The sequence below is a fragment of the Dactylosporangium sp. CA-139114 genome (assembly GCF_050955725.1).
GTDB lineage: Bacteria > Actinomycetota > Actinomycetes > Mycobacteriales > Micromonosporaceae > Dactylosporangium.
In genome coordinates this window covers 5,922,936-5,936,238 of record NZ_CP192080.1, presented here as the reverse complement: position 1 = coordinate 5,936,238, position 13,303 = coordinate 5,922,936, and the positions used below count along the sequence as shown (strand labels likewise).

Here is a 13,303-nt window from a genome sequence, read left to right as displayed (position 1 = left end):
TCAAGACTGCAAGCCATGCGCCGAGGACTGACCATCGGGGAGTTCGCCACGCTGACGCACCTGAGCGTGCGGACGTTGCGCCGGTACCACGAGGCCGCCCTGCTCGTGCCCGCCGCCGTCGACCCGTTCACCGGCTACCGCTACTACGCCGCCGAACAGATCCCGGCCGCGCAGGTCATCCACCGGCTGCGCGAACTCGACGTGCCGCTGGCCGAGGTGAAGTCCATCCTCGCCGCCGACCCCGAGCGGCGCGCGGAGCTCATCGCCGGGCACCTGCGCCGGCTGGAGGCGGAGCTCGATCGCACCCGGGCCGCCGTCGTGTCGCTGCGGCGGCTGCTGCGCCCCGACGCGCAGGACCTTCGGGTCGAGCTGCGCTCGGTGCCCGCCCGGACCGTCGCCGCCGTCCGCGGGCACGTCACGCTCGAGGACTCGACGCGGTGGTACGACGCGGCGATGGCCGAGCTCGATGCCGCCTTCGGCCCGGCCGGCCGCACCGGCCCACCCGGCGGCCGCTACGCCAACGAGCTGTTCACCGCGGGCGCCGGGGCGATGACGGTGTACCGCCCGGTGCGTGAACCCCGCGCGAGCGGCCGCATCGAGGTCGTCGAGCTGCCACCGTCCGACCTCGCCGTCGTCGTGCACTGCGGCGGGCACGACGACATCGACGTGACGTACGGCCGCCTGGGATCGTGGGTGGTCGAGCACGCCCTGGCCGTCGACGGCCCGATCGACGAGACCTACCTGGTCGGCCCCCGCGACACCCCGACCCCGGCCGACTGGCGCACCGAGATCGGCTGGCCGGTGTTCCGCCTCGGCCCCGGGGGACTGGCTTAGGATGCCGTAGGACACCGGCAGGGGAGCTGAGATGGCGTTCGTTTCCGGACGGGCCACGGCGGTCCGGGCCGTCGCGGCGTTGCTCGGCATCGGAGCGCTCGAACTGCGCGCGCTCGCGAGCGACCTGCGCCAGGGGGCGATCGCCGCGCACGAGGTGGCCGACGCCATCGCGCGGATGCAGATGATCGCCGACGTCACCCACGACTTTCCGCTGCTGCTCATCCGGCCCGGGTTGCTCGGTCGCGAGCGAGCCGCCCGCGAGGCGCTCGTGTGGCGCTGGGGTGTCTCGACCGACGCCGCCCGCGGGTGGATCGAGGCCGCGCTGGCCGATGCCGGGCCGCAGTTCCGCCGCTACCCGGCGATGCTCGAGCGCGAGCACCAGAGATGGATGGCCAAGAATCCCCTCCGGCGCGTGCTGCGGTGACAGCTCTCGGCCGGTGAGATTCTTCACATTGACGGAGTCGGATACGACCGACCGTTAAGGCGCCTGCCCAGGTGACCAGGGCTCCGTTGCCGGGTGGTCACATCGAGTAGCCGCGATGAGTAAGCGTATCCACCGGGATCAGCGCCCGGGGCCGTTGACCGGATTCCCAGCGAACTCCTAGCCTTCCCTCCGCACCGTCCAACTGATCACGGGGGAGTGGCCGGCGTGGATATTCGTCTGCCCATTTGTCGTGCGCACGTGCGGCCGCACAAGGCCTTCGGCGTCCTGTCCGCGCTGCTCAGCCTCATCGTGACGCTCCTCGTCGCGCCGCCATTCGCCGGGCCGGCGCACGCCGCGCCCAAGACCCCCGCCTGCCCGGCGACCGCGCCCGACGCGAAGACCGCGCGGGACCGGGCGGCGGCGTGCAAGGGCCGCGTCGAGGTGCTCGGCGGCCGCACCGAGCGGGCCCAGGTCTTCGCCAACCCGAACGGCACCTTCACGTCGAACGAGGCGATGGTCGTGCAGCGGGTGCGCACCGCCGGCGGCGGCTGGACGGCCCCGGACCCGACGCTGCGCAAGACCTCCTCCGGCGGCTACGCGCCCGCGGCGAGCTGGCTCGGCACCACGTTCTCCGGCGGCGGCACCGGCCCGCTGGTGACGCTGCGCCGCGGCTCCGGCGAGCTCTCGCTGTCGTGGCCGTCCGCGCTGCCGGAGCCGAAGGTCGCGGGGAGCACCGCCACCTACGCCGAGGTGCTGCCCGGCGTCGACCTGCGGCTGACCGCCGAGGTCGAGGGCTACTCCGAGGTGCTGGTCGTCAAGACGCCCGAGGCCGCCAGGCAGCCGGCCCTGGAGAACGTGCGGTTCCGCACCGCGACCAAGGGGCTCAAGGTCAAGACCGGCGACTCCGGCTCCGTGTCGTACCTCGACGGCAGCGGCTCGCCGATGTTCGCCTCCGGCACCCCGGCGATGTGGGACTCCTCCGGCGCCATCCCGGCCGACGCGCGCAACGCGACCGCGCAGAGCCGCAGCGCGCGGATGCCCGTGACGGTCGAGGGCGGCGACGTCGTCGTCCGGCCCGATCTGCAGGTGCTGCGCGGCGGCGCGACGAAGTTCCCGGTCTTCATCGACCCGGCCTTCAACGCGAGCGCCTGGACGATGATCAACAGCCGCTTCACCACGCAGTCGTACTGGAGCTACGACCGCAACGGCTGCCCCGCGCCCTTCAAGAGCGTCCCCTGCGCCAAGGTCGGGTACACCGACGAGGGCCAGACGATGATCTACCGCTCGATCTTCCTGCTCCCGACGGCCTCGTACGTCGGCAAGCACGTGCTGGACGCCAAGTTCTCGATGGACCTGCTGCACTCGTGGACCTGCAGCGACACCCGCACGAGCCTGTGGTGGGTCGGCGGGATCGACGCCAACACCACGTGGAGCAACCACGCGGGCAGCTGGAGCTCGCTGCAGTCGTTCGTGGACAACCACACGTGCAACCTGACCCGGGTGCGCAGCGAGTGGGGCATCACCGGGCTGATCCAGTCGGCGGCCGGGCAGTACTGGAACGGCGTCACCATCGGCCTGCGGGCCGGGGACGAGGCCAACCACAACGCGTGGAAGAAGTTCGACGCGGGCACGGCGCTGCTGACCGTCACCTACAACTCCTACCCGAACGCGCCCGACCAGCTGACCGTCTCCGGCAGCGCGTGCGCGACGGGCACGGGCCGGCCGGTGGTGAAGACGGTGACGCCGGAGTTGCGCGCCCGCACCAGCGACGCCGACGGTACCGCCCAGACCCACCGGGTGTCGTTCTGGTGGTGGCCCGTCGGGGGCACCCGCAACGACAACGACAAGGTCACGCAGACGGCCGTCACGCCCGGCACCACCGCCATCGTCAGCATCCCGCCGGGCAAGCTCGTCAACGACGGGGTGTACCAGTTCCAGGCCCGCTCCTACGACGGCACCGACGACGGCCAGTTCTCGCAGGTGTGCGAGTTCAAAGTGGACACCGCGCCACCCGGCCCACCGTCGCAGGTGACCTCCACCGACTACCCCAGCGACGGGCAGCGCCACGGCGGCGCGGGCATCGGCGGCACCTTCAAGTTCTTCCCGCCCGCGACCGTGCCGTCGGACTTCGCCGGCTACGCCTACACCCTCGACACCGGCACGACGCCGCCGAACGCCAAGCGGGTCGTCGCGGCCGCGGACAACACGGCGACGGTGAGCATCACGCCGCCGACCGATGACGCGTTCACGCTGCGCGTGTGGACCAAGGACACGGGCGGCAGCTACTCCACGCCGACCACGTACACCTTCAGCGTCAAGGCCGGCGCCGGCCCCGACGCCCGCTGGCAGCTCGACGAGGGCACCGGCACGAGCGCCGCGGACTCGACCGGGCACGGCAACCCGATGACCCTGTCCAACCCGTCGTGGATCGCGAGCCGCGGCGGCACCGGCAAGGCGCTCGCGTTCAACGGCACCAACACCACCGGCGCGACCGGCGGCCCGATCAACACCAAGTCGCCGACCACGAACACGGCCACGACGGTGCACACCAACGCCAACTTCACCGTCACCGCGTGGCTGAAGGTCGACGCGCTCGATCCCGGCGGCAAGAACTACGCCGCGGTGGCCCAGGAAGGCACGCGAACCTCGGCGTGGGCGCTGGGCTACAACGGCCCCGTGGACCGCTGGCGGTTCGCGATGAACGGCTCCGACGTGGACGCGCCCACCGTGTACTCGGTGCTGTCGGACGCCCCTCCGACGCCGGGGAAGTGGACGTACCTCGTCGCCACGTACGACGCCTCGACCCACACCACGCGGCTGTACGTCGACGGTGTCCTGCAGTCGGCCACCGGGACGATCAGCGCCGCGTTCGACCCCAGCGGCCCGGTGGTGCTCGGCCGGCGCAAATGGGCCGGCAATGCCGACAGCTTCTTCAAGGGCGGCGTCGACGACGTGCGCATCTACGCCCGGGTCGTGCCCGCGGCCGATCCCGAGCTCACCAGCCAGCTCAACCCCGAGAAGCCGACCATCACCATCCCGGCCGGCCAGACCCCGACGATGAACCAGCCGCTGCAGGTCACCTTCAGCGGCGGGGGCGACCCGGCCGTGACGGCGATCAAGTACAGCCTCGGCGCCGCCGGGCTCGGCTCGACCGCGACCCTGCCCACGCCGGGCGGCCAGGTCACGGTCACCGTCACCCCGCCCGCCACGGGCCAGGTCACGCTGTTCGCCGCGGCCGTCGCGGGCACCCACCAGAGCGACATCGCCACCGCGTTCATCACGGTCGGCACGCCGCCGGCGATCACCGGCACGGTCGTCGACCCGGTCAGCGGCAACGCGGTCTCCGGGGCGACGGTGACGCTGCGCCCGAGCGGCACCACCCGGGTGACCGACGCGTTCGGCGTCTACGAGTTCACCGGCCTGACGCCGGGCACCTACACCGTGTCGACCGCGGTCGGTGACGCGTGCGGGCTGTACGCCAGCACCGAGGTCGTCGTCACCGGGCAGACGTATGTGGACCTGCTGCTCTACCCGCAGTCCGACGTGTTCGGGTACACCTGCCTCGCCCAGACCCAGGCGTTCGAGCCCGGTGACACGCTGCTCGGCCTGAGCGGCGACGACTCGACGACCCAGGTGTCCGTGCCGTTCGCGATGCCCTTCTACGGGCACAGCTCGTCCACCGCCTGGGTGTCGACGAACGGCTTCCTGGCCTTCGCCGACCCGAGCGCGGCGGGTGACGCGGCGACCGGCGCCGCCATCCCGCAGTCGGCCGCCCCGAACGCGCTCGTCGCGCCGTTCTGGACCGACCTGGTCGTCGACGGCAGCGCGAGCGTCCGCACGAAGACCGACGGGGCCTTCCCGAACCGGCGCTTCATCGTCGAGTGGCGCAACGTGGCGCTCTTCGCCAGCAGCAAGCGGGTCACGTTCGAGGTGATCCTGTCCGAGAACGGCGACATCGCCTTCAACTACGCCGACATCGACGCCGACGACGCCGAGCGTGGCGGCGAGGCGACGGTCGGCATCGAGAGCACCGGCGGCGAGTACGGCCTGCAGTACGCCTTCCACCAGCCGATACTCCAGTCCGGCAAGGCGGTGCTCATCGACTACCCGCTCGACGCCCAGCCGATCGGCACCGGCTACGTCACCGGCACCGTGACCCGCAACGGCGCCCCCGCCGCCGGCCTCACCGTGTCGCTGCAGCCGCAGGGGCTCACCACGACGACCGCGAACGACGGCACGTACGCCTTCGCCGCCGTCGAGGAGGGCGGGTTCAGCGTGTCCACGGTGGACGGTTGCGCCACGGCCGCCGCGAGCGGCCACGTGTCCGGCCCGACCGTCGCCAACCTGGCGCTGGCCGCGGTGCCGGACGAGTTCGGCTACACCTGCACCACGTCGACGCAGGCGTTCGTGCCGGCCAATACGACGGTGCTGCCGATCGTCGACGACGACGCGCACACCCCGGTGACGCTGCCCTTCCCGGTGACGTTCTACGGCCAGACGTACACCAGCGCCTGGGTCTCGGCCAACGGCTTCGTCAGCTTCACCGACCCGGGCTACGAGAACCCGGACGTGCGGGCCGCCCTGCCCAACGCGACCGGCCCGAACGCCGCGCTGTACCCGTTCTGGGACGACCTGGTCCTGGACGGCAGCTCCAGCGTCCGCACCGCCGTCGTCGGCTCCGCACCGAACCGCAGGTTCGTGGTCGAGTGGCGCGACATGTACCTCTTCGGCAACACGTCGCGCCGGGTCACCGTCGAGGCGATCATCGCCGAGAACGGCACCATCACCTTCAACTACGCCGGGCTGGACAACGCCTATGAGCGCGGCCTCGGCACGGTCGTCGGCATCGAGAACGCCGATGGCACCATCGGCCAGACCTACTCCGCCTTCCGTGATGCGCTGGCCGACGGCCGCGCCATCACCTACACCCCGCCGGCCGCGTGACCGCCGTGCCCGTCGTCGAATCCCGGAGGAAGCCGGTGTACCCCTCGCTGCCCTCGTCCGTCCCGGTGCGCCACCGCGCCCGCAACGGCCTGCTGTTCACCCTCTCGGCGCTGCTCGTCGTGCTCGTTGCCGGGCAGCAGCCGGTGTTCGCCGCTCCGGCCAGGCCGTTCACGCCGGCGGCCGCGGCCAAGGTGCCCAGCGTCAAGACGAAGGCGGTCACGGCCGGCAAGCCGGTCAAGGACACCACGAAGAAGGCCCAGGACAGCCCGGCGCCGGTCTGGCCGGGCGCGTCCGCGGTCGACGTCGGCGTCGGCGCCACGGCGGCGGCCGCCTCCGGCCCGGTCACCATCACGACCCCGGCCACGACGAAGCAGGCCAGGACGATCGGCGCGGCCGGCATCGCGATCCCGGCGAAGGTGCACGTCGAGGTCCTTGACCAGCAGGCGTCGCGCAAGGCGAACGTCCGGGGCCTGCTGCTCAAGGTCGGCCGGGCCGACGGCGGCAGCTCGGCGAGCGCCGTGGGCGTGAAGGTCGACTACAGCCGGTTCGCCACGGCCTACGGCGCCGACTGGTCGAGCCGCCTCAAGCTCGTCGAGCTGCCCGAGTGCGCGCAGACGACCCCGGACCGGCCCGAGTGCGCCGCCACCGACGTGCCCAGCCACAACGACGCCCGCACGAAGACGGTCAGCGGCGACGTCGTGCTCGCCGCCGGCGCGAAGACGCTCGCGCTCACCGCCGGCTCGTCGGGCGCCTCCGGCAGCTACGGCGCGACCAGCCTCTCGGCGTCGAGCACCTGGTCGGCGGGCGGATCGGCCGGCGACTTCTCGTGGTCGTTCCCGATGCGCACCCCGCCGTCGCTGGGCGGCCCGTCGCCGACGCTGCAGATCACGTACTCCGCCCAGTCCGTCGACGGCCGCATGGTCACCTCGAACAACCAGCCGTCGATCGTCGGCGAGGGCTTCGAGCTGTCCACGAGCGGCTACATCGAGCGCCGGTACAAGACGTGCGCCGAGGACCCGAAGACGGGCGGCAACCAGGCCGCGAAGACCGGCGACATGTGCTGGGCGACCGACAACGCCACCATGAGCCTCAACGGCAGCGGCTCCGAGCTCATCAAGGACGGCTCGGACCCCAACCGCTGGCACCCGCGCAACGACGACGGCTCCCGCATCGAGCACAAGACCGGGGCGTCCAACGGGGACAACGACGGCGAGTGGTGGGTCGTCACCACCGTGAACGGCACGCAGTACTGGTTCGGCCGCAACCAGCTGCCCGGCGCGCCCGCGGGCACCACGACCCAGTCGACGTGGACCGAGCCGGTGTTCGGCAACGACACCGGCGAGCCGTGCCACGGCGCCACCTTCGCGGCGTCGTCGTGCACGCAGGCGTACCGCTGGAACCTCGACTACGTCGTGGACCCGCACGGCAACACGATGTCGTACTGGTACGGCATCGACCGCAACTTCTACAAGAAGAACAACAGCACCGCGACGCAGTACGACCGCGCGGGCTACCTCGACCACGTCGACTACGGCACCCGCGACGAGAACCTCACCACCGCGGGGGACTGGACCACCGGCACCGACACCGCGTTCAGCGGGCACGCGGCGGCCCGGATCAGCTACGCCTACGCGGACCGTTGTCTGGCCACATGCGGTACCAAGGACAAAGCCCACTGGCCGGACACGCCCTGGGACCTCAACTGCGACAGCGGGGCCTCCTGCTCGCAGACCTCCCCGTCGTTCTGGACCACCCGCCGCCTGGCCTCCATCACCACCAAGGTGTGGGAGGCGACGACCTCGCAGATGCGCGACGTCGAGCGGTGGACGCTGACCCACACGTTCCCGGACCCGCAGGACGGCACCCGCGCCGGCCTGTGGCTGGACAAGGTCTCGCACAGCGGCCTCGTCGGGCCGCCCGGCACCTCGACGGACCTGCCCGACGTGAGCTTCGTGCCGACCCAGATGCCCAACCGCGTCGACGGCGTGGACGCGTCGCCCTCGATGAACTGGAGCCGGCTGACCGCCATCAACACCGAGACCGGCGGCCAGATCCAGATCGTGTACTCCGCACCGGACTGCTTCGTCGGCACCCGCATGCCCGCCGCGCCCGAGAACAACACGCTGCGCTGCTACCCGGTGCGATGGACCCCGGACCCGATCACCGGCGAGATCACCGACTACTTCCACAAGTACGTCGTGGACAAGGTCATCGAGAACGACCTGACCGGCGGCTCCAAGCGGGTGCTGCACCAGTACACGTACATCGGCGACCCGGCCTGGCACTACGCCGACGACGACGGCCTCATCTCCAGCGACCAGAAGACCTGGAACGTCTGGCGCGGCTACGCGAAGGTCGGCACCTCGGCCGGCGAGGCCCCGACCGCACCCGGCAACCCGGACGAGCGCACGTACAGCGAGACGCTGTACTTCCGCGGCATGAACGGCGACCACCTGCCGTCGGGCACCCGCACGGTGAACGTGGTCGACTCCGAGGGCGGCAGCGTCCCCGACGACGACGCCTACTCCGGCATGATCCGCGAGTCCCGCACCTTCAACGGCGTCGGCGGCGCCGAGGTGACGGGCGCCATCAACGACCCGTGGCAGTCGGCCGCGACCGCGACCCGCACGATCAACGGCGTCACGACGACGGCGAAGTTCACCAACACCGCCGCGGTGCACAGCCGCACCGCCCTGGACGCGGGCCGCGGCTACCGCCGCTCGTCGACGAAGAACACCTTCGACTCGCTGGGCATGGTCGTCACCGCGACGGATTATGGCGACGACGCGGTGACGGGCGACGAGCAGTGCACGACGACGTCGTTCGAGCCGCGCAACACGACGGTCTGGCTGATGACGGCGCAGCAGCGCACCCAGACCTTCGCGCTCGACTGCGACAAGGTCGCGACCGGTCCGATCACCGAGGCCGACGTGATCGGCGACAGCCGCCTGTACTACGACGGCGCGACGACCTTCGGCACCGCCCCGACGAAGGGCGACGTGACGAAGAGCGAGGCGCTAAGCGTGTGGAGCGCGACGAGCCCGCAGTATTACCAGCTGAGCCGCTCGGCGTACGACGCTCTGGGCCGCGTCCACGAGTCCTGGGACGCGATGGACTACCACTCGCAGACGGACTACACGCCGGCGACGACGGGCCCGGTCACCCAGACGGTCGACACCAACCCCCGCGGCTGGACGACCACGACGACCCTCGAGCCCGCCTGGGGCCTGGCGACGTCCACCGTGGACCCGAACAGCCGCCGCACCGACATGACCTATGACGGCCTCGGCCGCATGACGGGCGTGTGGCTGCCGGACCGCTCGAAGGCCGCGAACGACTCGGCCAACATGACGTACGACTACCTGATCCGCACGAACGGCGCGAACGCGGTCACCACGAAGACCCTGAACCCGTCGGGCGGCTACACCACGTCCTACTCGTTGTACGACGGCCTGGTGCGCGAGCGCCAGACCCAGACGGACTCGCCGTCGGGCGGCCGCCTGCTGACCGATGTCTTCTACGACACGGCCGGGCGCCGGTCGCGCAGCTTCGGCGTGTACCACGACGCCTCGGCCGCCCCCGGCACGACAATCGTCGCCCCGGTCGACGAGGGCCTGACGATCCCGACCCAGTCACGGATGCTGTACGACGGAGCGGGCCGGGAGATCGCCGAGATCTTCCAGCCGTACAACGCGGAACGCTGGCGCACGTCGACCTACTACGGCGGCGACTACACTGCGATCACCCCGCCGTCAGGCGGTACCGGCAGCCTGACGCGCACCGACGAGAGCGGCCGCACGACCGAGCTGTGGCAGTTCGCCACGCAGATCCCGGGCAACCTGAACGCGAACCCGAGCACGTACGACAAGACGACGTACAGCTACAACCGCCGCGGCCTGATGTCGAAGGTGGTCGACCCGGCCGGCTTCGAATGGACCTACGACTACGACCTGCGTGGCCGCAACACCTCCTCGAAGGACCCGGACAGCGGCACCACGACCAAGGAGTACGACAACGCCGCCCGCCTGACGAAGACCACCGACAGCCGCGGCAAGATTCTGGTCACCACCTACGACAACCTGAGCCGCAAGACGGGCCTCTACCAGAACTCGGTGACCGCGGCCAACCAGCTCGCAGGCTGGACCTACGACACGACGAAGCTCGAGGACGGCGTCACCAACGCCAAGGGCTACGCGACGGCGTCGATCCGCTACGTGAGCGGCCAGCAGTACAAGACAACGGCCGTGCAGTACAACAACCGGTATCAGACGACCGTCGCCACCGTCAGCATCCCCGCGTCGGAGACCGGGCTGGCGGGCGACTACACGTACTACACCGGCTACAACGCCGACGGCACGGTCAACAGCGCCAGCTCGCCCGGAGTGGGCGACCTACAGTCCGAGACCACGATGTTCGGCTACAACGCGCTGGGCATGGTCGACAACCTGAGCTCCTTCTACGGTGCCGACCAGCGCCGCTGGCTGGTGGAGCGCACGTCGTTCAACGCGCTGGCCCAGCCGACGCAGTACAGCCTGTTCAACGGCACGGTGACGACGGACGACAACGACAGCGGCGACCCGCGCACGTACCTCAGCCGCTCCTACGAGCTCGAGACCGGCCGCCTGGCCGGCCTGAAGACCGACCGCGACCAGGTCTCCCCGAACACGGTCGCCGACCTGCATTACTCGTACAACGACTTCGGGACCATCACGAAGATCGCAGACACCCCGGCGGGCGGGACGGCGGACAACCAGTGCTTCACGCACGACCGCTACGAGCGCCTTACGGACGCCTGGACCCCGAACTCGGGCGACTGCTCGACCGGCCCGACCGCGACGACGGGCGGCCCGGCCCCGTACCGGGTCCACTACGACTACGACACCATCGGCCGGCGCACGGGCCAGACCCAGTACGGCACGGTCGCAGGCACGAAGACCACGACCTACACGTACCCGACGGGCACCGTCCCGGCGGACATCGTTCGCCCGCACACCCTGACGGGCGCGAGCACGACGGACAACACCGGGACGCACACCGCGTCGTATACCTACGACAACGCCGGCAATACGACGGGCCGTCCGGGCGCCAACGGCAACCAGACCCTCCAGTGGGACGCCGAGGGCAACCTGACGAGCGTCACGGACACCGCGGGCAGCACGACCTTCCTGTACGGCGCGGACGGCAATCGCCTGATCCGCAAGGACGTGACGGGCAAGACGCTCTACCTGCCGGACATGGAGGTGAAGTACAACACCCAGACGGCGGGGAAGAGCTGCACACGGTACTACTCCTTCGGTGGCACGGTTGTCGGTCAGCGAAACTCGAACGGATTGACCTGGCTGAGCAGCGACGGCCAGGGCACGGCAGACGTGTCCGTGGTAGCGGCGACGCAAACCGTGACAGTGCGCCGCCAGCAGCCCTTCGGCGAGCAGCGCGGCGCCTTGGTGACGTGGCCCAACGAGAGGGGCTTCGTCGGCGGCACCAACGACCCGACGGGCCTGGAGCAGGTCGGCGCCCGCTACTACGACGCCACGATCGGCCGCTTCATCTCTACGGACCCGGTGGTCGACAACACGGATCCGCAGCAACTCCAGAGCTACGCATACTCGGAAAACAGCCCGGTCACGCACAGCGATCCGACCGGCGAGCGCACCGACGAGCAGTACTACGGCAAGAGTGGCGCCGCCAACATGGAGCGCTACGTCGACCCGGCCGAAATGGAGCGACTCCGTCAACAGGAGCTCGACCGGCAGAAGCGCGCCAAGGAGGCCCAGCAGAAGGCCTACTGCAAGGCTCATCCCATCAAATGCGGTCTCAAGAAAGCCGTGACCTCCACGGTCAACTGGGTCGACGAGCACAAGGCCGAAATTATCGGCAATATCGCCGGGTTCGCGGTCGGGCTCGGCTGTGGGGCGCTGATCGGCGCAACCGGGGTGGGCGCGGTCGCCTGCGGCGCCCTTGCCGGGGCCGTCACGAACATGGTGACGTACGCGATCCAGACGAAGGTTGAGCACAAGGGCAACTTCTCGTGGGGAGGAATGCTCAAAACCGGTGCTCAGGGCGCCATCGTCGGCGGCCTCATGGGCGGGCTGGGGCAGATTGCCGGTCCGGCATTGAAGGCGGGTAAGGCGGCCCTGATGAGCGGTGGGGGTTTGAAGGCTGCCGCACAGGCCGGCGGTAAGGCTGCCGCGGCCGAATCCCGCGCGATCGCCCAGGGTGCGAAGAACATGTTCAAGGGCGGCACGCCGAAGACCGGTAGCCCGCGCGGCTGCAGCTTCACCGCCGACACCAGGGTCCGGATGGCGGATGGCAGTCGGAAGGCCATCAAGGACGTCCGGGCCGGTGACAGCGTCTCTTCCACCGATCCGCGGACCGGCAAGACCGTGCCGCACCAGGTGGTCGCGGTATACCTCAATCACGACAACGCGTTGACGGATCTGAAGGTCAAGTCATCCGACGGTTCGATCGCCACGGTGAGGACTTCGCAGAACCACCCGTTCTGGGACAGCGGTCGCCAGGTTTGGGTAAGTGCCGGGGATCTGCTTCCAGGCGCAACATTGAACGACGGAAGCGCTGCACCGCCCGAGATCGTGGACGTCCACAGCTACGTCGGATCGCGCAACATGTATGACCTCACCGTCGCGGACGTCCACACCTACTACGTCGAAGCCGGTGGCGTTTCGGTCCTGGTGCACAACTGCGGTCCGGATGATGAATTTGTCATTGAGGACCATGTCATGCCGCGGCACACGGCGGGCGGCGCCGAGAATGGACCCGGAGTGGCCACGTTCGCACCTGGCCTCAGCACAAAAGAGGCTCTGGTCAACCTTGCTTCGAACTCGAAAAGATTTATCGGCAAGGTCCAGCCGGCGACCGGGCGGGCACGTTGGATTATCAACACCGGAATGCACATGGGCATGGACGAGAAGGGCTTGCCGACTCAGCTTTTGACGATCATTCGAGAGACCCCGGGCGCATGGACTCCGGGTGACCTGGTAACAATGCATCCCGGCTTGCCGCGGGACCTGATGCATTAGTTCGGCTGGCCTGATTTCTCGTTGGACGGCCAGGTCTTGCGTTTGCCGTCGCCTTGCGCGGTAT

General features: G+C 70.0%; 4 protein-coding genes. All 4 read left to right on the top strand.

Features of this window, described 5'->3' with window-relative positions; all coding sequences use genetic code 11:
• Positions 1-15: 15 nt before the first annotated feature.
• Entirely contained in the window at positions 16-834 is an 819-nt protein-coding gene (locus ACQP2P_RS26135) for a MerR family transcriptional regulator (protein ID WP_433604985.1), read from the top strand.
• A gap of 31 nt (positions 835-865) precedes the next feature.
• Positions 866-1,258, top strand: coding sequence for a hypothetical protein (locus ACQP2P_RS26130; RefSeq protein ID WP_433604983.1), 393 nt, complete (start codon positions 866-868; stop codon positions 1,256-1,258).
• A 258-nt stretch (positions 1,259-1,516) separates the two neighbouring features.
• A complete protein-coding gene (locus ACQP2P_RS26125; RefSeq protein WP_433604981.1) occupies positions 1,517-6,202 on the top strand; it encodes a LamG-like jellyroll fold domain-containing protein in 4,686 nt (1,561 codons plus the stop codon).
• Between the two features lie 5 nt (positions 6,203-6,207).
• A complete protein-coding gene (locus tag ACQP2P_RS26120) occupies positions 6,208-13,239 on the top strand; it encodes a polymorphic toxin-type HINT domain-containing protein (protein ID WP_433604979.1) in 7,032 nt (2,343 codons plus the stop codon).
• Positions 13,240-13,303: the final 64 nt, after the last annotated feature.

What these genes read in the sequence shown, in the direction of transcription:
- ACQP2P_RS26135 (WP_433604985.1), top strand. Translation starts at nt 16, where the DNA reads ATGCGCCGAGGACTGACCATCGGGGAGTTCGCCACGCTGACGCACCTG.
- ACQP2P_RS26130 (WP_433604983.1), top strand. Translation starts at nt 866, where the DNA reads ATGGCGTTCGTTTCCGGACGGGCCACGGCGGTCCGGGCCGTCGCGGCG.